This is a genomic window from Rhizobium sp. N324 (assembly GCF_001664485.1).
Lineage (GTDB): Bacteria > Pseudomonadota > Alphaproteobacteria > Rhizobiales > Rhizobiaceae > Rhizobium.
Genome location: NZ_CP013630.1, coordinates 534,887 through 557,572, shown reverse-complemented (window position 1 = coordinate 557,572; position 22,686 = coordinate 534,887). Strand labels below are relative to the sequence as shown.

Sequence of the window (22,686 nt, the reverse complement as noted above, 5' to 3'; positions counted from 1 at the left end):
TCGTGTTTCTTATATTGAACTCTGCCTGATAGCGGCAATTCATGACAGAAATTTTCGGGCTGCCGCTTCGATGCGAAAGGCCGCAGCCGAAACCGACGAAAAATGATCGGCGAATGCGAGAGATTTGATTTCCAACGGTAAATATGTTCGCCTGCAGGAAAGAACCGATCGAGCTTAAGGAGGAGCATATGGCCGAGACCGTCGAAAGCAGGGCCGTGGAGCTGGAGATCCGCGGAAAGCAACGCATCTTCGATGTCGACGATCCCATCCTGCCGGACTGGGTGGAGGAACACGCGCTTGCCTCCGGCGACTTTCCCCACAAGAAGAAGCTGAAGGAAGAGGACTATGTCGAGCAGCTGGAAAAGCTGCAGATCGAGCTCGTCAAGGTGCAGTTCTGGCTGCAGGCATCAGGCAAGCGGGTGATGGCGCTGTTCGAAGGGCGCGATGCGGCCGGCAAGGGCGGCGCGATCTCGGCCTCCTCGGAGAATATGAACCCCCGCCTTGCCCGCGTCGTGGCGCTGACCAAGCCGACCGAGCGCGAACAGGGGCAATGGTATTTCCAGCGTTATGTCGCGCAGTTTCCGACCGCAGGCGAATTCGTGCTGTTCGACCGCTCCTGGTACAACCGCGCCGGCGTCGAGCCGGTCATGGGCTTCTGTACGCCGCAGCAATATGAGGATTTTCTCAAGCAGGCGCCGCAGCTCGAAAAGATCATCGCCCATGAGGGCATCTTCTTCTTCAAATTCTATCTCGATATCGGCCGCGAAATGCAGCTGAAGCGCTTCCACGACCGCAGGCACGATCCGCTGAAAGTCTGGAAACTGTCGTCGATGGACATCGCCGCGTTGACGAAGTGGCGCGATTACAGCGAAAAGCGCGACCGCATGCTGAAGGAAACCCATACGGATTTCGCGCCCTGGACGGTGATCCGCGCCAACGACAAGCGGCGGACGCGCCTCGAACTCATCCGCCACATGCTGAACAGGATGGATTATGACGGCAAGGATGAGAAGGCGCTCGGCGAGGTCGATAAGGAGATCATCGGCTCGGGGCCCGGATTCCTGAAGTAGGCGGCGGGCGGAAAGCCGTCAGCTTCGCCGAGGCTGGGGGCGAGGCCATCGGCTTTGCCGAGGCTGGGGCCACCGGCTTTGCCGGGGCTGGGGCTACCGGCTTCGCCGGAGCCGGCGCCATCGGCTTCGCCGAGGCTGGGATTATTGCCCCGGCAGGATGCGGATGGCGAAGAGGTTGATGCCGCGCGCCTTGCCGTCGAGATCGCTGTTGATAACAAGCGTGCCCGGCGCGTTCGGCGCCAGCGAGCGGTCGAATTTCACCTGCAGCAGCGCATCCGACTTTTCGCGGGTGACGTTGAAGCGATGGCGGGCGCAATTGCCGAGCGACTGGAAATTGCATTCGACGGTCACCTGCGTCGGCTCGTCGGTGGTGGATTGCAGCGTCAGCGCGATCGTCGAGGATTTGCCGGCAAGCTGCTGCAGCACCGAGGCCGGCACGCTGATCGAGATATTGCCGTCGGCCGCACCGCTTTGCGAAATCAGGCGAACGGCAGGCCCGTCGTTCTCGGCGATCTTTTCGGTGCGCGCCCGCGGGCCGCTCTGGATCTTGTCGGCGTCATCGGGCTTGAACAGTGGGATCCAATCGGCCGAAAAGCTGTTCTGCGGATCGATGGTCACCGGCTCGTCGGTATGCGGCGCGGCATTGCCGGCGCTGTCGTCATTGCCGGTGAAATCCTCCGGCTGGGTGCTGGCAGGCGGATTGGCGACGCTGGTGTCGCGCTCGGCGGCTGTCATCAGCAGGCCTGATGTATGCGCCCACCAGGCGCCGATGCCGATGAAGGCCAGCAGCACGCACCAGACGAGAAGCCTGGAAAAGAATTTGCGCGGCTTGCGGCGGCCTGCCGCCCGCTCCGGGCGGAAATCCATATTGGTGGCGCGCTGACCGCGGGCAAGCCGCTCCTCGCCGACGGGGGCGGCTGCGAGGTGATCGGCACGGCCGGCATGAACGTCGTCGAGGCTGAACTCGTCGCCGCGGCCGTGGGCCACCTCGGGAGCGCGGCTCTCGCCTGCGGCCACAGGACTGTCGATGTCGATATCGCCGGCATCCCCCTTATGAACCGGCGGCGGCGGCATTTCCACGACGGGCGGCACGGGCACCTCAGGCGGCCTCTGGCGCGGGTGCAGGCGGTCGCGCTCCTCGCTTTCGATGGCATGGATGGTGCTTTCCAGGCGATGGCGATGATGGGCAACGACCTCGGTATCCGTGATATCCTGCTTGCGCAGGCCGGCTTCAAGCGCCTGGCGGGCCGACTGATAGATCCTCGCTCGAACCTCCGGATTGTCGCGATCGGAATTGTCGAGCGCTGTTCTGATGGCCGTTTCTAATCCGCTCACTTCAAGTCCTTCACCTTGAACCCGGCATCGGACTGCAATCCCCGCCGTTCTCCATCAAAATTCGGTAGCGGCAAGCGCGGCAAACCGCAAGCCTTGCAGGCCCGGCTGCAGCGGATCGACGGGGATAATCGCCCGGTTTCACCGCTTGCGAACCTTATTCTACCAGCTTTGTCAGCCGCATATATTCGGGCAGAAATCGACGAAGGCGTGGCGGCCGCTCTTTTATCGGCCTTTCTTCTCTGTTATGAGATTGACGTTTTCGTAAACGTCAATGGAATCATCAAGCATGGCTCTGCCCCCGATCCTCAGCGACAAATTGAGACTGCCGGTCATCGGCTCGCCGCTGTTCATCATCTCGCATCCCACGCTGACGCTGGCGCAATGCAAGGCTGGTGTGATCGGGGCGTTTCCGGCGCTGAACGCCCGGCCGGCAAGCCAACTCGACGAATGGCTGGCCGAGATCACCGAAGAGCTCGCCCGCCACGACGCCGCCCATCCCGACAGGCCGGCCGCCCCCTTTGCCGTCAACCAGATCGTCCATATGTCGAACAAGCGGCTGGAGCATGACCTGTCGCTCTGCGTCAAATACAAGGTGCCTGTTGTCATCTCCTCGCTCGGCGCCGTGCCGGAGGTCAATGCCGCGGTGCACTCCTATGGCGGCATCGTGCTGCACGACATTATCAACAACCGCCACGCCCATTCGGCCATCCGCAAGGGCGCCGACGGGCTGATCGCGGTGGCGGCCGGCGCCGGCGGCCATGCCGGCACGCTGTCGCCCTTTGCCCTCGTCCAGGAAATCCGCGAATGGTTCGACGGACCGCTGCTGCTCGCCGGCGCGATCTCCACCGGCGGCGCCATCCTCGCCGCAGAAGCGATGGGCGCCGACATGGCCTATATCGGCTCGCCCTTCATCGCCACTGAAGAAGCGCGCGCCGCCGAGGCCTACAAGCAGGCGATCGTCGAAGGCGCTGCCGGCGATATCGTCTATTCCAACTATTTCACCGGCGTGCACGGCAACTATCTCAAACCCTCGATCGTCGCCGCTGGCATGGACCCGGACAACCTGCCCGCCGCCGATGTCTCGAAGATGGATTTCGAGCAGGCGGTCGGCGGCGCCAAGGCCTGGAAGGACATCTGGGGCAGCGGCCAGGGCATCGGCGCCGTCAAGGCCGTCGAGCCGGTGGCCAGACTCGTCGACCGGCTGGAAGCCGAATATAAGGCCGCCCGCGCCCGGCTGGCACTCTGAGGGCAGTCTTCCACACCCTGCCCTCTTTTTTGCCAAAGCCATGACAGGGCGCTTGAAATCTTCGGACAATGGCTGTATCAGCGCCATGCAAATCGCGGGCCGCATGCTTCGGCCCTGAGATGCCGCTTTAGCTCAGGTGGTAGAGCACATCATTCGTAATGATGGGGTCGCAGGTTCGAGTCCTGCAAGCGGCACCATTTTTCCCTTTCTTCTTTGATTTCGTTATTCATTCAATGATATCAATGTCTCGATAGCTGCCGACTGAACCCCACCACAGGGACACACGGCAGATCAATGGCGTTTCGAATGGCTAAACAGACAACACGGAAGGGAACCGCTAACGCGCAATTCAAGCGCCGCGTCCCGCTACATTTGGTCGACAAGTTGAGAGGCCAGCGCTTCGCGGCCGACTTGCCGGTAGACCTTTCGCCCTTCTCTGAGACGATACGGGTTTCGTGCGTCATCCATGACCGGGGCTGATCCAACAAAAGCGGAAGTGATGTTGGTTTACCCAAATACCGCAAGCAGGGCAACATGATGCCGCCGGCAACAGGTGCGGTGTAGAAACGCGATGTCACGGCCGCGGGATGGTGATGCATAAAGGAATTGACTTGATCGTCTCGGGGCTATTGGTATTTTCAGTAACGAGAGAGAGGGAACCGTGAGTAACGCATCGGCCAACGGGATGATCATCAGGGGGATCATTATTATAGGTTTTCTCGGCCTTGGATGCGTAATGCTGGGAGCTTCCGTTTTTGATTATATGAAAACGGGAGAGTGGCAATCTATGTCCGTTCTCGAGGCCATTCACGATTTTTTTGAAACTCCCGACAATCAGGTAGCCGCATTTTTCAGCCGATGGATCGGTCTGGCAAAAATGCTTCATGCCATCCCTGCGTTTCTCGTTCCGTTTGGTGTAGCGGTCATGGCTTCATCAATTGAGTAAAATATCCAGACAAAGACGGTGGCGGAGTGAAAACATGACGATGCCCGACACCGCCACCTTAAGATGCAGCGAACCGGATCGCGGATATCTCGCGACCGAATTGCATATTATCTTGCGCCGGGCGGCCCTTCGGTTGCGCAAGGCCGCGGCCAGGCATGCCGCCCCTAATCAAGCAGTTCACGATGCTTTGCCCTCAGGCGGCGCGAAAGTTTAGAATGCTGGACGACGAATGACCGGATGACTGTCTATCGCCTTTGGTCGAGTGCATAGGATGCCTCTGCTTGCTGGTGTCTGCGGTCAGTTAGCATCTTCGAAAGTCGTCGAAAACCTGCAATTCCGGCAGGAACCTGCCGCTCCCGACCTGGTTCTCCCCTTGAGACAACAAGGATGGAGCAAACCATGTCCTGCAAACTGATCGCGATATCGCTTATTTCCATCGGCCTTGCCGGCTCGGCGCTGGCGCAGACGGCCGGGGGCGCGAATTCCAGTGGGCGGCTTTCGGTGGCGCCTGTCATCGGCGGCTCGGGGAGCTCTGGCACGGGTTCGGCCAGTACCGGATCTGCTGGTACGGGCTCGGCCGGCGCCGGCTCTGTCGGCACCGACCCCGGTACGACCGGCAGCACCAGCGGCACTGGCGGGATCGAGCTCAATCGCGGCCGCAGCACGATCAATCCCGGTGGGGTCAATCCAGATCTGCAGCCGACGCCGGGTTGCACCGCCGGCTCCGGGGATACCGGCTCGGGCGGCGAGGCCTGCCCGCAATGAGGATAGGCTGCTGTCCGCCTGACCTCCTGACAGAATGAAGGCGCCGGGGTTGAGCGCGCCGGGCCTTTGCTCGGCGGCCCTGAAACCGCATAAAACAGCGGCTGTCGTGAGAACTGCTTTACCGGCCGGTTTCCAGGACGTAATAGTACAGCATCCCTCCGCAAGCGGCGATCGCCCTACCCAGCCTGCCGTTTTCCGGCATCCGCGGAGCACCCGAAGAGGATCGTCATGTCGAATGCAGCGCATCGCTCAAACCGCGTGCTTGTCGTCGCGACCATCATGTTCGCGACCTTCATGGTGGCGATCGAGGCGACGATCGTGGCGACCGCGATGCCGCGCATCGTCGGGCAGCTCGGCGGTTTTTCCTATTACAGCTGGGTGTTTTCGGCCTTTCTGCTGGCACAGTCGACGACGACTGTGATCTACGGCAAGCTTTCCGACATCTTCGGGCGCAAGCCGGTGCTGATCGGCGGTATCCTGATCTTCCTTGTCGGCTCTTTGCTCTGCGGGCTTGCCTGGTCGATGATGTCGCTGGTGCTGTTCCGGCTGCTGCAGGGGCTGGGTGCCGGCGCCATCCAGCCGGTGACGATGACGATCATCGGCGATCTTTTCAAGCTCGAGGAGCGCGGCCGCGTGCAGGGCGCGATGGCGACCGTCTGGGCGACCTCGGCCGTCGTCGGGCCGCTGGCCGGCGGCATCATCGTCGACAATATCTCCTGGGCCTGGATCTTCTGGATCAACCTGCCGATCGGCATTCTCTCGATCATCGCCTTCATGATCTTCCTGAAGGAGGAGGTGGCGCACAAGCAGGCAAAGATCGATTATCTCGGATCGGTGCTGTTTTCGATCTCGATCGTGGCGCTGCTCGTCATGCTGACGGAAACCGATGCGAGCGCCTGGATCCTGTTGTCGCTGTTCGCCGTCTTCGTGGTCGCGGGCCTGCTCTTTCTCGCCCAGGAGAAACGCGCGCCGGAGCCGATCATTTCGATCCCGCTCTGGAGCCGCCGGCTGATCGCCACCAGCAATGCGGCGACGCTTCTGGCCGGCATGGCGCTGATCGGGCTCTCCACCATCCTGCCGATCTACGTGCAGGGCGTGCTCGGCCGCTCGCCGATCGTTGCCGGCTTCACGCTCACCATGCTGGTGGTCGGCTGGCCCTTGGCGGTGATGCTCTCCAGCCGCTTCTATAAAGCCTTCGGCATTCGCCGCACCTTGCGGGTCGGCAGCCTGCTGTTTCCGTTCGGCGCCTGCTTCCTGCTATTCCTGACGCCGGAGAGTTCGCCGGCGCTGGCCGGTGCCGGGTCCTTCTTCATGGGCTTCGGCATGGGCCTGATCAGCCTCACCAGCATCGTGCTGGTACAGGACAGCGTCGAATGGTCGATGCGCGGTAGCGCCACCGCCTCGATCATCTTTGCCCGCAGCCTCGGCAATACGCTCGGCGCCACCGTGCTCGGCGCCATCCTCAATGCCGGCATCAATCATTATGCCGGCGGCGAGGCGGCGGCCGGCCTGCATGCCGCGCTGAACCAACCGACCGGGCTCTCGGCGCTCGCCGCCGACCCGGCGATCCGCGCCGTCTTCAATGCGGCGCTGCATTGGAGCTTCTGGGGCGTGGTGGTCGTCGCGGTGCTGACCTTCTTCACCACTTGGTTGATCCCGGTCGCGCCGAGCCGGAAACGCGAGGGCGCGGCTGTCGCCAGCGAGGCTGCCTCGCATTAGGCGGTTCGGTCGGGCCGGTGCGGGCGTTAACGAGGGCGAAATGGGCGTCAGAAACTATTTGATCGAAGGCGTTTCCGGCACCGGCAAAACCACAGTGGCTGAAGAGCGCTTCTACGAAAATCAGCGCCCTCGGGGCCAATCGCCGGGCATGACCAAACCTGTTGGGACGGAGTGATTGAATTGACCAACACTACTGGAGCTTTATACAATAGCTGCGAAACTCCGGGCCAGCCAAAACAACCCTTTGAAATCAATTGGCTCTCCTGGATTGTGCGACATTAATAATGCGGAACCATCGGATTGCTCAAGCAATCCAGCCGGCTGCATGCATCAGCCATGGAGAAACAAAATTATAAAGATCATGGTCTTGCTGCACAGCGCCGATGGCATGGCTTGGCAGTCTCCCCCTAAAGGCACCAGCCTGAAGACATTGAACGAAGCCGAAGAGCAAGGTTTCATCTTAATCCGCGGGGAATTTCAGAAACGGCAATTCCGTCTGACGGAGCTGGGCTCCGACTATGTCGGGCGCGACAAGCGTCGTCTGGAAGCGCGCAGGCTCTAAACCGATACCGCCCTTCACGGATGCGGAAGCGGCATAGCTTTCCGATCTGCTCAAGCGGCTGAGCGACAATCTGGATCAGATTGCGAGCATGGAGACTGCGTCAGGCGATTGATGCAGCAAGCCCGAGAACGCCGCGGCGACCAGCGGGATCCCTTCGCATAGGTTTAGAGGCAAGGGGTATTGGAGAAATGCTTATGCACAAAGGATCCTGTTTGTGTGGTGCCGTCACTTTTGAGATCGAAGGCGATCTGCGAGCTCCCGATGCGTGTCACTGCTCCAAATGTCGAAAACAATCCGGGCACTTTTTCGCTTCAACCGACGTGCCAAGACATCAGATCACGATCCAGGGAGGCGAAAGTATTACCTGGTATCAATCCTCGGAAAAGGTCAGGCGTGGATTTTGCGCGGTATGTGGATCATCGCTGTTTTGGGATCCACCTCATCACGACTGGATTGCTGTGGCGATGGGTGCATTTGATGGCGCGACCGAAACCAAGCTGAAAATGCATATCTTTGTCGGTGACAAGGGCGACTATTACGACATTGCCGACAACCTGCCTCAGAACAAGCAATAGCCGGAAGACGTCAGTGTCTATTTCGCGGCTGCGTCGCCTTATTAGAGGCCGTGCTGGCCTTCGGCGGCGCGCGACGATTCTCCAAAACCCGTGACAGCAAGTTCCGTTTTCTCGTGCGCTTGATCAGATCGATATCGCTGACCAGCTTTGCGCCGCCCTCGCGCCGCTCCAGGGTGATTTTGCGGCTATGGAAGACTTCGAGCTCGGCGCGATGCGCGACGCTGACGATGGTCACCTCCGGCAATTCCTCGATCACCATCTGCATCATCTTATCCTGGCTCTTTTCATCGAGGGCCGAGGTTGCTTCATCGAGCACGATGATATCGGGCGTGTGCAGCAGGAGGCGCGCAAAGGCGAGCCGCTGCTTTTCGCCGCCGGACAAGGTCTGGTCCCAGGGCGCGTCTTCTTCGATCCTGTCGTTCAGATAGTCCAGTCCGACCTTTTTGAGGGCATCCTTGATCTTATCAAGCGTCCAGCTATCGGCGGCGCCGGGATAGGCGACCGCCCGGCGCAGCGTGCCCGACGGGATGTAGGGCCGTTGCGGCAACATGAACAAGCGGCGGTCGGCGTGAAAATTTACGCTGCCGTCGCCCCACGGCCAAAGACCTGATATGGCCCGCACCAGCGTGCTCTTGCCCGACCCGGATTCTCCGGCGACCAGCACCCGTTCGCCGGGTTCGATCGCCACCTGGGTTTCCGTGACCACGGCGGTGCCGTCGTCAAGCGACACGGAGAGATCGTTGAGGCTGAGCATCGCTTCGCCTTCCGTTTCGCCGCGTTTGATGCGCCCGAGCGCGTCGCTCTGTTCGGCCCGCTCCAACCCGTCGAGCGACATCATCAGCGAAGCGACGCGCCGGGCACAGGCGTTCCAATCGGCAAGACGGGGATAGTTGTCGACCAGCCATCCGAACGCGCCCTGGACGATTGCGAAAGCTGACGCTGCCTGCATGACCTGTCCGAGCGTCATGCTGCCTTCGAGAAACTTCGGCGCGCATAGCAAGACCGGCACGACCGGGGCAATCAGCATCGATCCATGCGACACCAGCGTCGTGCGCATGTGCTGGCGGGCAAGCAGCGCCCATTGCCCGAGCACATTGGTGAAGGTTTTGTCGAGGTCGTTGCGTTCCTCCTCTTCACCGCCGAGCAATGCGATGCTCTCGCCGTTTTCCCGCACATGCGTCAGCGTGTAGCGAAATTCGGCCTCCGTCTGGTTTTTGGTCTCGGAGACCTGGACGAAATGGCGGCCGATCACCGCCATCGAACTGGAGGTGATCGCGGCATAGAGGACAGCGGTGACGACGAGAAAGCCGGGAATGGTGACGGTGAAACCGGCGATCGGCAGCGTCAATGCCCCGCCGATCGTCCACAGCACGACGATGAAGGTCGAAGCCGCCAGGAATGCGGAAATGACGCCGGCGATGAAATCGACGGGGGCTTCGGTGGCAATCCGCAAATCTTCGGAAATGCGCGCCTCGGGGTTCTTGTGGTCGCCGCCGATCAGGTTCAACTGATAGTAACGGCCGTTTGCCAGCCAGCGCCGGATGACCGCAGTTGTCAGCCAGGACCGCCAGCGGCGCTGGATCATCATGCGAAGCGCGACCTGCGTGGTGACGACCGCGACGGTGCCGAGCACCAGCGGCACGAAGACGGCGCTCAGGAAATAGACGGTGCCGGCATCGTGTCGCTCGATGGCGTCGAAGATCCCGCGGTTCCACAGATTGATTCCATATTGGAAGCCGACATTGATGCCGATCAGAGCCAACAGCCCGAGCGTGCACGGCCAGGCGAACTTGTCGCCGCCGCGGCCCCAGTAATGGCGCGCGCTGATCCAGAACCGCTTGAGCAGATACTTTTTGCGCGCCTGCTCGGCCTCCTCGGGCGTCAGTTCCGGACCGGGTTCAATTACATCCGGCGGGGGGACTTCTGGCGGTGGGACATCTGGCAGCGGCACGGCCTCGGCAGTCGATGGCTTCTCCTCGGCCGCCGTCTCGGAACCCTTCGGTTCGGTGTCGTCGACCGATTTCGGTTTAAGTTTTGCGCCGCTCATAAGCACGATAACGGCTTATGGATCAGAAGGTTTCATGATGCGTGTGTGGAAGGCGATGTTTGGCGTTGTGCCGTGCAGCCCCCTCATCCGACCCTGCGGGCCACCTTCTCCCCGCTGGGGAGAAGAGGGAGCAAGATGCGCCGGCACTGCCCAAACGAACCCGCCTGTCCAAAGACACCCCATCCAATGGAATCGTTGGCGAAGCGGCATTCTCCCCTCTTCTCCCCTCGGGGAGAAGGTGGCCCGAAGGGTCGGATGAGGGGGCTGCACGGCACGCCCTTTGTCGATTTTGGCTTACGCTCAACCGCTCTCCGTCGCCAGCTGCGGCAGGGATTGCAGCAGGGTCTGGCGGGCGGAGCGCAGGTGGATGCGGCAGGCTTTCTCGATGGCGGCCTGGTCGCCGGATTCAAGCGCGGCGATATAATCCAGATGTTCGTGGATGGCGCGCTCGTTGCGTTCGCGGGCGGCGGTCTTGTTCCACTGGTAGTGATAGTGGAAGACGATGGCGATGGCGTCGTAGAAATCGGCGATGAAGCGGTTCTTCGAGGCGCGGTGGATCAGCAGATGGAAGCGCTCGTCGAGGACGGAGAAATCCTTGAAGCGCTGGTTGATGTCGGCAAGCATGGCGTGATGTTCGTCGCGGATGGCGGCGAGGTCGGTCCAGGCCTGGCTATCCCTGGCAAGCCGGCCGAATTCGGCGGCGGAATGCAGCTCGAACATCTCGCGCACATCGGCCAGTTCGAGGGCGAATTCGCGGGTGAAGCCCTTCAGCGTCCAGTGGCTGTTCGGCCGTTTCTCGATCAGGCCGAAGCGGGAGAAGCGGATCAGGAATTCGCGCACGCTCGTTGTGCCGGTGCCGATTTCGCGGGCAAGCTCCAGCTCGTTGATCTGCATGCCGGGCGCCGCATCGTCGGCGAGGATGCGCTGCATGAAGCTGCGCTCGATGATATCGTGCAGGGAGTCGGTTTCTTCGGAGGGAAAGAGGTCGTGGTCCGTCGGCTGGCGCAACACGATCTTCTGGCGCTTGTTCCAGCGGATGATGCCTTCTTCGCTGAGACGGGTGAGGATGGCGCGGGCCGTCGAGCGGCTGACGCCGAGCTGGGCGGCGATCTCCGGTTCCGAGGGCAGTGCCGTATCCGTGCGCAGGGCGACGGCATACCTGTTGTAGGCTTCCTTGAAGACCGTATTCTGCCTTGCCACCAGACCCCGCTTTCCGCCCTCGTGCCCACCGCCCGGCTCGAAAGCAGGGCAAACGGACCGGGGCTTGTTCAAACGACCTTAGCTTATTTCCGGTCGCCTGCGGCTCATTGCCTCCCTCGTCCACAGGATCAATATTCCCGTTGACTTGAAAATGTTTATTGTAGATAAAAAACAAAATCAATGCGCATCCGAAAACCGCTCACACTTTTCGGCATCATGCTCTGGGAGAAGAGACGTGGACAAACTGCCTTGGATCATCCTGTCGGCCGGCGACAATGTCGCGGTCGCAACGGCGGCCATCGCACCGGGTTCGACGGTTGCCGGCATCGAGGCCCGCCAAAAGATCGAGCCCGGCCACAAGGTGGCGATCGCGGATATTCCGCTCGGGTCTCCCGTGGTGAAATACGGACAGGCGATCGGCCGCACCACCGCCGAGGTCAAGGCCGGCGACCACGTGCATAGCCACAACCTGCATTTCGAAAACGACCGGCTGGCGGCGACCGCCAATTCGGCGCCGGAAGCAGCAACCGCCGACGACAAGGCGCGCACCTTCATGGGCTACCGCCGCGCCGACGGGCGGGCGGCGACGCGCAATTATATCGGCATCATCGCCAGCGTGAACTGTTCCACCACGGTCTGCCGGGCGATCGCCGACGAGGCCAACCGGACGATCCTGCCGCATTACGAGGGCATCGACGGTTTCGTGCCGATCGTGCACGATCAGGGCTGCGGCATGAGCTCGACCGGCGACGGCATGAACGTGCTGCACCGGACCCTTGCCGGCTACACCAGGCATGTCAATTTCGGCGGCGTGCTGATGATCGGCCTCGGCTGCGAGGTCAACCAGCTGACGCTTTACGGCCAGAGCGGCGCCGGCGCCTCCAAGCGGCATTTCAACATTCAGGATGCCGGCGGTTCGCGCCGCGCGGTCGAGCGCGCCATGGGCATGCTGCGCGAAATCGCCGCCGATGTCGGCAAGGAAAAACGTGTGCCGATGTCGGTCGGCGAGATCATCATCGGCCTGCAGTGCGGCGGCTCGGACGGCTTTTCCGGCATCACCGCCAATCCGGCGCTGGGTGTCGCGGCCGATCTGCTGGCAGCGGCCGGCGGCACGGCGATCCTGTCGGAAACCTCGGAAATCTACGGCGCCGAACATCTGCTGCGCAGCCGTGCGGTCAGCGACGACGTGGCCAGGAAGCTCGACGAGAAGATCGCCTGGTGGGAGGACTATGTCGCCCTGCACGGCGCCTCGCTCGACAACAATCCCTCGCCCGGCAACAAGCGCGGCGGTCTCACCACCATCCTGGAAAAATCGCTCGGCGCGGTCGCCAAGGGCGGGCGCTCGCCGCTGACGGCGGTCTATGGTTATGCCGAGCGGGTCACCGCCCCCGGCCTCGTCTTCATGGACACACCCGGCTACGACCCGGTCTCGGCGACCGGCCAGGTGGCCGGCGGGGCGAATATGATCGCCTTCACCACGGGCCGTGGCAGCTGCTTCGGCTGCCGGCCGGCGCCGTCGCTGAAGCTTTCCAGCAATTCGGCGCTCTACGCCTCGATGGAAGAGGACATGGACATCGATTGCGGCACGATCGCCACCGGCGACGCGACGATCAGCGGCAAGGGCCGCGAGATCTTCGAGCTCATCGTCGACACGGCCTCCGGCAAGAAGACCAAGAGCGAACTCTTCGGCTACGGCGACAATGAATTCGTGCCGTGGCATCTGGGCGCGACGCTGTGACCTTTTAGTTTCGACGCATTGCCGGGAAACCGCTTCACGCTTTTCCTGGAATTGCCCTGAAAATTTCACGTTCTTCGTAAGGAGGCATGATGAAGACGAGACGCATCGGCAAGACCGGGCTCGAGGTGACCGAAATCAGCTTCGGCGCGGCAGCGCTCGGCGGTCTTTACCGCGCCTGCCCGCGCGAGGTAGCGATGGAAACGCTGCAGGCGGCCTGGGATAGCGGCATCCGCTATTTCGACGTAGCCCCCTGGTACGGACTCGGCCTGGCCGAACGCCGCGTCGGCGATTTCCTGCGCGACCAGCCTGATGGCTCTTACGTGCTCTCCACCAAGGTCGGCCGGCTGCTTCGGCCGGTGCTGACCGGCACCGTGCCCGATTACAGCTATGTCGATCCCCTCTCCTTCGATGCCGATTACGACTATTCCTATGACGGCATCATGCGCTCGGTCGAATTCAGCTATGCCCGCCTCGGCCTCAACCGCATCGATATTCTCTATGTGCACGACATCGGCGGCTATACGCATGGCGCGGCGAAGAATGCGGTCTACCAGAAGCAACTGCTCGATTCCGGCATCAAGGCGCTCGAAGAACTGAAATCCTCCGGTGCCATCGCCGCCTTCGGCCTCGGCGTCAACGAAGTGCCCGTCTGCCTCGACGTCATGCGCAACGCCGATCTCGACTGCATCCTGATGGCCGGCCGCTACACGCTGCTCGACCGCTCGGCCGTCGCCGAACTCTTGCCGCTCTGCAGGCAGAAGGGCACATCGCTGGTCGTCGGCGGCGTCTTCAACTCCGGCATTCTCGCCACCGGCCCGGTGCCGGGCGCCCATTTCGACTATATGCCGGCCGATGAGGAGGTGCTGGCCAAGGTCGGCGCCATGGAGGCGATCGCCAAGCGCCACGGCGTGCCGCTGGCCGCACCCGCCCTGCAGTTTCCGCTGCGCGAGCCGATCGTCGCATCGGTGCTGATCGGCACCGCCAAACCGTCGAGCCTGATCCGCAACATGGAGATCGTCGAGCCACGGCTTGCCGACGAGATCTATGCCGAATTCGAACCCTATACGCTGGTCGCGCCGCCGCTCGGCGCCGAAGCCGTCCGAGTCTGAGGAACCACTATGCTCAAGGGTATTCATCCGCTGCTCGGCCCCGACCTGCTCCACGCATTGAAGACGATGGGACATGGCGACGACATCGTCATCGCGGACGCCAATTTCCCCTCGGGCTCGATGGGCCCGCCGGTCATTCGCGCCGACGGCGTCAGCGCCACCGCGATGGCCGAGGCGATCCTCGCCCACATGCCGCTCGACACCTTCGTGCCGGAAACGGCCTGGCGGATGGAGGTGGTCGGCGACCCGCACGCCGTGCCGGAGGTCTGCGCCGAGTTCCAGCAGATCGTCTCCAGGCGCGCCGGCGATTTTGCGATCGTGCCGGTCGAGCGTTTCGCCTTCTACGCGATGGCCCGCAAGGCTGCCTATATCGTCGCGACGACGGAATTCCGGCTGTATGGCAACCTGATTTTGAAAAAGGGCGTCGTGCATCCGCACGAGGTCGATCTCGGCCGGTAGCTATTTTAGGCTATCGTTGTATTGGAATAAAATCAGTTGCTTGGGAGGAGTTTACCAAAGCAAAAAAGCCGGATCGGCACTCTTGCAATTTGATTGCGCCTCGGCTAGCTTCTCCTTGCAAATGTTTTTTATCGATAAAAATCGTCCGCCTGCGTTCAGCGGCCGGTTTATTCGGAGGAGAACGCATCCTGAGAGGAGAACCCTTATGACCATCGTGAAATCCCTTCTGTCGCGCCGCGCCTTTACCGCGCTTGCCGGCGCCGCCGTCATTGCCACGGCGATGCCGGTCACGTCCTTTGCCGCCGACGTGACGATCCCGATCATCGTCAAGGACACGACGTCCTTCTACTGGCAGATCGTGCTGGCCGGCGCCCGCAAGGCAGGCCAGGATCTCGGCGTCAAGGTGCCGGAACTCGGCGCCCAGGCAGAATCCGACATCAATGGCCAGATCAGCATTCTGGAGAACGCCGTTGCCGGCAAGCCGGCCGCTATCGTCATTTCGCCGACCGAATTCAAGGCGCTCGGCAAGCCGATCGATGAAGCCGCCAAGTCGGTTCCGATCATCGGCATCGACTCCGGCGCCGACTCCAAGGCGTTCAAGTCGTTCCTGACGACCGACAACGTCCAGGGCGGCCGCATCGCCGCCGATGGTCTTGCCGCTGCCATTAAGGAGATGACGGGCAAGGAAGAAGGCGACATCGTCATCCTCACCAATCTTCCCGGCGTCGGCTCGCTGGAACAGCGCCGCGAAGGCTTCCTGGATCAGATCAAGACCAAGCATCCCGGCCTGAAGGTCATCGCCGACAAGTATGGCGACGGCCAGGCGACGACCGGCCTCAACATGATGACCGACCTGATCACCGCCAACCCGAAGCTCGTCGGCGTCTTCGCCTCGAACCTCATCCTGGCGCAGGGCGTTGGCCAGGCGATCGCCGAAAACAAGCTCGGCGACAAGATCAAGGTCATCGGCTTCGACAGCGACGACAAGACGGTCGGCTTCCTCAAGGACGGCGCCATTGCCGGCCTCGTCGTTCAGGACCCCTATCGCATGGGCTATGACGGCATCAAGACCGCGCTTGCCGTCTCCAAGGGCGAGAAGGTCGAGGCCAATGTCGACACCGGCGCCAACCTCGTCACCAAGGCGAATATGGCCGATCCGAAGATCGACGCACTGCTGAACCCGAAGATCAAGTAAGCACGACAGACAAGCCGCGCCGGCTTCAAAAATCGGCGCGGCTTTTTCCATCCATGTTATCCGGGGCCATGTTATGGTTCAGCAGGGATGGAGCGAGAGACGACAAGAGGAGGAGAGGTCCATGATCGGACTGGAAGAGGTCAGTCATCGCCACGATGACAGCGCCACGCTGAAAGAAGCCAATCGCATTCCCACCGGATCGCCTATCCTCGAACTCAAGGGCCTGCAGAAGAATTACGGTCATGTGCAGGCGCTGAAGCCGGCGACGCTGACCTTTCTCGCCGGTGAAATCCACGCGATCGTCGGCGAAAACGGCGCCGGCAAATCCACCCTGATCAAATTGCTGACCGGCGTCATCACCCGCACGGCCGGCGAAGTGCTGTGGTGCGGCCAGCCTGTGGGCTTGTCGACACCGAACGAGGCGATCGCCCGCGGCATCAACGCCGTGCACCAGGAAGTCGTGCTCTGCCGGCACCTGACGGTCGCCGCCAACCTCTTCCTCGGCGACGAGGTGAACCGCTACGGCCTGATGCGCAAAAAGCAGATGGAGAAGCTGGCGCAGGCCGTGCTCGACGATCTCGGCTTCGGCCTGCCGGCCGGCGCGCTGCTGAGTTCGCTGACGATCGGCCAGCAGCAGCTGGTGGCAACCGCGCGCGCGGCAATGCGCGGCACCCAGTTCCTGATCTTCGACGAACCGACAGCCTATCTCACCCGCCAGGAATCGGCGCAGCTGTTCAAGCTGATCCGCCGCCTGCAGGGCGAAGGCGTCACCATCGTCTATATCAGCCACCGCATGGAGGAAGTCTTCGAGCTTGCCGATCGTGTCTCGGTGCTGCGCGACGGCACCCATGTCGGCACGCGGCTGATCGGCGAAACCAACGATGCCGAGCTGATCGCGCTGATGATCAACCGCTCGATCGAACAGATCTACCACAAGGAAGAGATCGCCATCGGCGAGACGATCGTCGAGGTCCGCGGACTTTCCGGCCCGGGCTTCGAAGACGTGTCGCTCAGCGTCAAAGCCGGGCAGATCGTCGGTCTCTACGGGTTGATCGGCGCCGGGCGCAGCGAATTCGCGCTCGGCCTCTACGGGCGCCAGCCGATCAGCGCAGGCGACATCCAGTGGATGGGCAAGCCTGTCGATATTAAGAACGAACGCACGGCGATGGAGCTCGGCATTGCGCTGGCGCCGGAAAGCCGGCGCGACCAGGGGCTTTGCCTCAACCTGCCGATCGGCCTCAACATCAACCTGCCGGTGTTCGGACGGCTGAGCCACGGGCCCGTCATCAACCACGCGCGGGAATCGGCCAATGCCGACGGGCAGATCCGCAATCTCAGCATCAAGACGCCGAGCCGGCGCGTCCCGGCCTCCAGCATGTCGGGCGGCAACCAGCAGAAGATCGTCATCGGCAAGTGGCTGAGCCACGGTGCCCGGCTGTTCATCTTCGACGAACCCACAGTCGGCGTCGACGTCGGCACCAAGGCGGAAATCTACAGGCTGTTCGCCAAGCTGCTGAAGGAGGGGGCGGGCATCATTCTGATCTCATCCTACCTGCCCGAGGTCTACGAACTGGCCGACCGGCTGCATGTCTTCCGCGGCGGCAAGCTCGTCGCGAGCCATGATTTCCACGCGGCGACGCATGAACAAGTGCTCAGCGAAGCGATCGGTGTCTGAGCACAAGCAATTCCAGCAAAAGTGCGTAGCGGTTTTGCCTCCGGAATTTGCGTGAGAACAAAGAGATAGAGCATTTCCGTCATTCGAAAAAACGGAAATTCTCTAAGAGGGAGAAAATTCATGACTGCCACCCCCACCGAAATCGTCGCGCCGCCGCCACGCCGGAAGATGAACATCCTGTTCGGCCTGACCCTGATCGGCCTGCTGATCTTCCTCTGGGTCGTGCTCGGCTTCGTCACCGAGAGCTTCTGGACGCCGCTCAATATTTCCAACCTGCTGCGTCAAGGCGCAATGACGGCGATCCTGGCGCTCGGCCAGACCTTCGTCATCATCACCGCCGGCATCGATCTTTCCGTCGGCGCCATCGTCGGCTTCTGCACCGTCATCATCGCCTGGCTTTTGCAGGCGGGCGTGCCGCTTTGGGGGGCGATCGTGCTGACGCTCGCCATCGGCGTGGCGATCGGCGCCTTCCACGGCTTCGGCATCGTGCATATGGGCCTGCCACCCTTCATCATCACGCTGGCGACGCTGACATCGCTGCGCGGCATCGGCCTGCTGATCACCAACGGTTCGACGATCAGCATCACCGACGAGGGTTTCAGCAATTTCGCCCGCGCCGATTTCCTCGGCATTCCGAGCCTGTTCTGGATGGTCATCCTGGTGGCGGTGCCGTCCTTCGTCTTCCTGCATCTGAGCCGCTGGGGCCGCTATCTCTTCGCCGTCGGCTCGAACGCTGAAGCTGCGCGCCTTTCCGGCGTCAACGTCAAGGGCATGATCTACCTTGCCTATATCCTGTCGGCGGGCTTTGCCGCCTTCGTCGGCGTGCTGCTCGCCTCGCGCATCGCCATCGGCAATGCGACGCAGGCCGATGGCTGGGAACTGCAGGCGATCGCCTCCTCGGTCATCGGCGGCACCAGCCTGTTCGGCGCGGTCGGCTCGGTGCACGGGCCGCTGATCGGCGCCTTCATCCTCGCCACCATCAACAACGGCGCCAACCTTCTGAACGTCAACTCCTTCTGGCAGCGCATCATCACCGGTCTGCTGATCATCGTGATCGTCTTCTTCGACCAGCTGCGCCGCCGCAAGAGCAATTGAGAAACACAGAGAAGCCGGTCGAACAGCCGGCTTCTTAAATTTCCAGGAATGCGAGACCCGTCATGAAAGCAGTTGTTTGCCGGGAGCCCGGCGTGCTCGAGATCGTCGAGCGTCCTTCGCCTGCGGCACCGGCGCCCGGCTGGGTTCGGCTCGCCGTCAGCCATGTCGGCATCTGTGGCACCGATTACCACATCTTCGAGGGCAAACATCCTTTCCTCGAATATCCCCGGGTGATGGGACATGAGGTCTCGGCGACGGTGCTGGAAGCCGGCGACGGCGTCGCCATGGCGGCGGGAACACCCGTCATCGTCAATCCCTATCTCTCCTGCGGCCAATGTGTCGCCTGCATCAAGGGCAAGCCGAATTGCTGCACCAATATCAAGGTGCTCGGCGTCCATACGGACGGCGCCTTCTGCGAGGAGATCTCGGTTCCGGCAGGCAACCTCTATGCCGCCGAGGGCTTAAGCCTCGAGGCAGCGGCAACCGTCGAGTTCCTGGCGATCGGCGCCCATGCGGTGCGCCGTTCGATGACCGGCGCCGGCGCCAAGGCGCTCGTCATCGGCGCCGGCCCGATCGGGCTCGGCGCGGCGATCTTCTCGCGCATTGCCGGCCATGAGGTGACGCTGCTCGATACCAGCGCCGAGCGGCTGCAGATGGCGGCCGAGCGCTTCGGCTTCACCTCCGGCATCGTCGCCAATGAAATGACCGCTGATGCCGTGCGGGAAAAAACCAATGGCGATGGTTTCGACGTGGTCTTCGATGCCACGGGTTACGGCCCATCGATGGAAAAAGCCTTCTCCTTCGTCGCCCATGGCGGCGCGCTGGTGCTGGTCAGCGTCGTCAAGGACGACATCCGCTTCTCCGATCCCGAATTCCACAAACGCGAAATGACGCTGATCGGCAGCCGCAACGCCACTCGCGCCGATTTCGAACATGTGGCGGATTCGATCGCCAAGCGGCTGGTGCCGGTGGATAAGCTGATCACCCATCGCACGACGCTTGCCGATGCGCCGCGCGATCTCGCCCGCTGGGCACATGAGAAGAGCGGGCTGATCAAGGCGGTGATCCGGGTTGGGGGTTAGGGTACCACGGGTAAGACGTACGTGGAGTGCGCGGCGTGGGATACTCGGGTCAAGCCCGAGTATGACGGAGAGTGGGGAGTCCGCGCGGCAAGAAGCGGGACGTTCGGAGCAATTCCAGCAAAAATGCGCAGGCGGTTTTGCGTGCGGATCGCTCAAACAAAGACGGCAATCCCACAAAAATCACCACGCCCTTGCGGTCCTTGCCGCACGTGTTTCCCCACCCGCCGTCGTCCTCGGGCTTGACCCGAGGACCCATGCGGCAAGAGGCGGGACGTCGGGAGGAATTTCAGCAAAATGCGCAGGCGGCTTTGCGTGCGGATCGCTCAAACAAAGACGGCGATTCCCACAAAAATCACCACGCATTTGCGGTCCTTGCCGCACGCGTTCCTCCACCCTCCGTCGTCCTCGGGCTTGACCCGAGGACCCATGCGGCAAGCACTGCATTCGCGTTCAAAAGCGCATCACACTTTCCGCCCGGAATGCGAGACCGCTAAAGCTCCATTGACGCAATCGCCCTGCACATCTCCCTGACAACCGCACTGTCTGTCCTATTGCTGCTCTTCGCTTCGAAGCCGAAGGCAACCGCACGGGGGTCGGCGCTTTCCACAGGCGAGCTGCAGGAACCATGCACCTCGCGGGCGCCGGTCGCCTGCAATATTGCGCCGACATTGGCGGGGCGGATGCCGCTGCCGGGCATGATGGAGATACGCCCGGCGGCCTTGTCCGAGAGGCGTTTCAGCGTTTCGATGCCATCCGCGGCCTTCAACGCGCAACCCGAGGTCAGGATGCGCTCAACGCCGAGTTCGACCGCCTGTTCCAGCGCCCGATCGGCATCCGGCACCAGATCGAAAGCCCGGTGCAGCGTTGATCCCAAGCCGGCAGCATGCGCCTTCAGGCGGTGGATCAGCGGCATGTCGAGCGTACCGTCCGGCCGGTTGGCGCCGATGACGACGCCGGCAAGGCCGGCGGCGCGCACGGCATCGATATCGAGCAGCATCGCTTCCTCGTCGGCGCTGCCGAAGATGAAGGGTCCGGCATGCGGGCGGATCATCGCATAAACAGGAATGCGCGCCCTAGCGGCGATCCGCATCAAGCTCGGCAAAGGCGTCAGACCGCCGAGCTCCAGCGCCGAGCAGAGCTCGATGCGGTCGGCGCCGCCCTCGATGGCGGCGGCAAGGCCGTCGGCGCTATCCACACACACTTCCAGCAGGACGGTCACGCGGCACTCTCCCTGGCTTGCGCGCGCGCCACAGTCTGCGCGACGGCTTCCGACGTAAGTCTCGCCGCCGCCTCGATTATGGCGGCAGAGGCATCGGCGGCGGCTTTACGATGGTTGTAGGCGACGTGATATGACATCGGCAGATATTCGTCGAGATCGACAATGCGCACCTTATCGGCGATCGGCATGGCGCTGACGCGGCCGAGAAAGGAGACGTAGCCGTGATTGGCGACGAGGTCGACGATGACGGGCAGCGAATCCGCGGCGGTGATATCCCGGCTGCGCAAGCGCCGGTTGGGCGCACGTTCATCGCTGAAGGCCATGGCCGCGTGGCCGAGGCCGGTGCGCGGGCTCGGCATGCAGATAGCGTGGCCGGCGACGAGATCGGCGACCGTGGTTCCGGTACTATCGGGCGGTGCGATCACCACCATATCGGTCTGCAGCAGTTCGCGATGGCGGAAGTCGTCCAGGCCGAAGACCGAATCCAGGATCGCCACATCGATGCGGCCGCTCTTCAGCGCCTCGCGCAGATCGTCGGCGGTCATCGAAACGAGCGAGATCGCATTGTTGCTGCGCCGCGCATTCCATTCGGAAACCAGCGAGCCCAGGCAGCGCGCCACCCAGCTTTCCGAGCCGGTGGGGATGATCGAGCCGATGCGCAGCGACCGGGCCGCGCGCCGATAACGCTCGTCCGCCGACGACTTCAGATCGTTCCACGCCTGGCTGATCGTCGTGAAGATCTGGTAGGCACGCCTGCCCTCCTCCGTCAGCACCGAGCCATGCGCCTGCCGCTCGAACAGCCGGTGACCCAGAAATTTCTCCAGATTGGCAAGCTGAAGCGAAAGCTGCGGCTGACCCAGGCGAAGGCGGCGCGCGGCACGATTGATGCTGCCCTGATCGGCGACTTCGAGAAACCGCTCGATGGTGACGATCTTGACGGAAATGCGCGATGCCCAGGCCGCGGCGGCGTCGGCGGCCGCGGCATCATGACCGGTGAATTGACCGAGCTCACCGATCGCGGCGGTGATCGGCGCCAGGCCATCCAGTACTCGGCCGCTGGCAAGCAGCGTCACCAGTTCGCCGGATGCGCGTTCCGTTAGCTTGATCGCCAGTTCGGTCTCGAGATGGCGGATCGCCGTCGAGACGGTGGAAGGCGACAGCTGGAAACGCCGCGCCGTCTTACGGACCGAACCGGAGGTGAGGACATGATGGCTTATGAACAGGGCACCGAGATGCAAATCTCTCCCTCCGGAAAGCGCTGGAAAAACCGGACGATATGGTGTGTTCACGAAAAAAGATATCCCTGCATCAGCAGAGCCGGACTATCGTTTCCACCATAAGAAATCCGGGCGGCGGCAATCCGCGCAAGAGCACCGGACCATCGTGGAAACACGCAAGGGGACAAAAACAAATCGCGCCGGCCCTGGAAAAGGGAATGCGTTTTCGCGCGCGGAGGCGCATTCGCCGCCATAATCGTGCCGCGACGGCAAATACTGGAGGGGGCTTGCATCGATTTTTCGAGCGTGCACGCTATTTCCATGACGCACGCAATTCCGGCATGGCGGCCCCTGTGGTCCCGGTGCCGGCGGATTTTCTGCGTGCGCAGGCCTCCCGCCGAGGTTTGCGCCATTTTCAACGGTGTTAACGAA

General features: G+C 62.2%; 20 protein-coding genes and 1 tRNA gene. 16 read left to right on the top strand and 5 right to left on the bottom strand.

Translation table 11 applies throughout. From position 1 onward, the window contains the following. The first annotated feature begins 188 nt into the window (after positions 1–188). The gene (gene ppk2, locus AMK05_RS02730; protein WP_064841245.1) at positions 189–1,070 is read left to right on the top strand and encodes a polyphosphate kinase 2; all 882 of its coding nucleotides are present in this window, start codon (positions 189–191) and stop codon (positions 1,068–1,070) included. A 141-nt stretch (positions 1,071–1,211) separates the two neighbouring features. Here ppk2 and AMK05_RS02725 read toward each other — a convergent pair whose 3' ends face one another. Further along, positions 1,212–2,405, bottom strand: coding sequence for a hypothetical protein (locus AMK05_RS02725; RefSeq protein ID WP_064836318.1), 1,194 nt, complete (start codon positions 2,403–2,405; stop codon positions 1,212–1,214). A 286-nt stretch (positions 2,406–2,691) separates the two neighbouring features. Here AMK05_RS02725 and AMK05_RS02720 point away from each other — a divergent pair, with 286 nt between their 5' ends. The 8 genes from AMK05_RS02720 (at position 2,692) to AMK05_RS02685 (ending at position 8,218) form a co-directional block, all read left to right on the top strand. Further along, entirely contained in the window at positions 2,692–3,651 is a 960-nt protein-coding gene (locus tag AMK05_RS02720) for an NAD(P)H-dependent flavin oxidoreductase (protein ID WP_064841244.1), read from the top strand. Between the two features lie 121 nt (positions 3,652–3,772). Next, positions 3,773–3,848 (top strand) — tRNA-Thr (locus AMK05_RS02715). Positions 3,849–4,312: 464 nt separating this feature from the next. After that, entirely contained in the window at positions 4,313–4,597 is a 285-nt protein-coding gene (locus tag AMK05_RS02705; protein WP_143535338.1) for a hypothetical protein, read from the top strand. 399 nt (positions 4,598–4,996) lie between these two features. After that, entirely contained in the window at positions 4,997–5,362 is a 366-nt protein-coding gene (locus tag AMK05_RS02700; RefSeq protein WP_064836312.1) for a hypothetical protein, read from the top strand. 228 nt (positions 5,363–5,590) lie between these two features. Further along, positions 5,591–7,081 (top strand): MDR family MFS transporter, encoded by a 1,491-nt coding sequence (locus tag AMK05_RS02695; protein ID WP_064836310.1) that lies wholly within the window; start codon positions 5,591–5,593, stop codon positions 7,079–7,081. 40 nt (positions 7,082–7,121) lie between these two features. Then, positions 7,122–7,256, top strand: a complete 135-nt coding sequence (locus AMK05_RS36155; RefSeq protein WP_237352161.1) for a cleavage and polyadenylation specificity factor subunit 6 — start codon at positions 7,122–7,124, stop codon at positions 7,254–7,256. Between the two features lie 186 nt (positions 7,257–7,442). Further along, on the top strand, positions 7,443–7,643 hold the full coding sequence (locus AMK05_RS02690; RefSeq protein WP_049732250.1) for a hypothetical protein: 201 nt from the start codon (positions 7,443–7,445) through the stop codon (positions 7,641–7,643). A 194-nt stretch (positions 7,644–7,837) separates the two neighbouring features. After that, a complete protein-coding gene (locus tag AMK05_RS02685; protein ID WP_064836308.1) occupies positions 7,838–8,218 on the top strand; it encodes a GFA family protein in 381 nt (126 codons plus the stop codon). A 10-nt stretch (positions 8,219–8,228) separates the two neighbouring features. Here AMK05_RS02685 and AMK05_RS02680 read toward each other — a convergent pair whose 3' ends face one another. Beyond that, positions 8,229–10,265 (bottom strand): ABC transporter ATP-binding protein/permease, encoded by a 2,037-nt coding sequence (locus AMK05_RS02680; protein WP_064836306.1) that lies wholly within the window; start codon positions 10,263–10,265, stop codon positions 8,229–8,231. Positions 10,266–10,565: 300 nt separating this feature from the next. Further along, the gene (locus tag AMK05_RS02675; RefSeq protein ID WP_064836304.1) at positions 10,566–11,465 is read right to left on the bottom strand and encodes a GntR family transcriptional regulator; all 900 of its coding nucleotides are present in this window, start codon (positions 11,463–11,465) and stop codon (positions 10,566–10,568) included. A 235-nt stretch (positions 11,466–11,700) separates the two neighbouring features. On the opposite strand from AMK05_RS02675, the gene AMK05_RS02670 reads away from it, so the two are divergent. From AMK05_RS02670 to AMK05_RS02640, 7 genes are all read left to right on the top strand, one after another. Beyond that, positions 11,701–13,203, top strand: coding sequence for a UxaA family hydrolase (locus AMK05_RS02670; protein WP_064836302.1), 1,503 nt, complete (start codon positions 11,701–11,703; stop codon positions 13,201–13,203). Positions 13,204–13,292: 89 nt separating this feature from the next. After that, positions 13,293–14,312, top strand: a complete 1,020-nt coding sequence (locus AMK05_RS02665; protein ID WP_064841243.1) for an aldo/keto reductase — start codon at positions 13,293–13,295, stop codon at positions 14,310–14,312. A 9-nt stretch (positions 14,313–14,321) separates the two neighbouring features. Further along, positions 14,322–14,771: an RbsD/FucU family protein gene (locus tag AMK05_RS02660; RefSeq protein ID WP_064836300.1), complete on the top strand. Its 450-nt coding sequence runs from the start codon at positions 14,322–14,324 to the stop codon at positions 14,769–14,771. A 205-nt stretch (positions 14,772–14,976) separates the two neighbouring features. Then, on the top strand, positions 14,977–15,966 hold the full coding sequence (locus AMK05_RS02655) for an ABC transporter substrate-binding protein (RefSeq protein WP_064836298.1): 990 nt from the start codon (positions 14,977–14,979) through the stop codon (positions 15,964–15,966). A gap of 121 nt (positions 15,967–16,087) precedes the next feature. Then, positions 16,088–17,641, top strand: a complete 1,554-nt coding sequence (locus tag AMK05_RS02650; RefSeq protein ID WP_064836296.1) for a sugar ABC transporter ATP-binding protein — start codon at positions 16,088–16,090, stop codon at positions 17,639–17,641. Positions 17,642–17,761: 120 nt separating this feature from the next. Beyond that, on the top strand, positions 17,762–18,736 hold the full coding sequence (locus tag AMK05_RS02645) for an ABC transporter permease (RefSeq protein ID WP_064836294.1): 975 nt from the start codon (positions 17,762–17,764) through the stop codon (positions 18,734–18,736). 62 nt (positions 18,737–18,798) lie between these two features. Next, a complete protein-coding gene (locus tag AMK05_RS02640) occupies positions 18,799–19,818 on the top strand; it encodes a zinc-binding alcohol dehydrogenase family protein (protein ID WP_064836292.1) in 1,020 nt (339 codons plus the stop codon). Positions 19,819–20,308: 490 nt separating this feature from the next. Here AMK05_RS02640 and AMK05_RS02635 read toward each other — a convergent pair whose 3' ends face one another. Both AMK05_RS02635 and AMK05_RS02630 read right to left on the bottom strand, forming a co-directional pair. Then, complete coding sequence (locus AMK05_RS02635) at positions 20,309–21,037, bottom strand: copper homeostasis protein CutC (RefSeq protein ID WP_064836290.1); 729 nt, start codon at positions 21,035–21,037, stop codon at positions 20,309–20,311. After that, positions 21,034–22,275, bottom strand: a complete 1,242-nt coding sequence (locus AMK05_RS02630) for a LysR family transcriptional regulator (RefSeq protein ID WP_064836287.1) — start codon at positions 22,273–22,275, stop codon at positions 21,034–21,036. The genes AMK05_RS02635 and AMK05_RS02630 overlap by 4 nt, the downstream gene beginning before the upstream one ends. Positions 22,276–22,686: the final 411 nt, after the last annotated feature.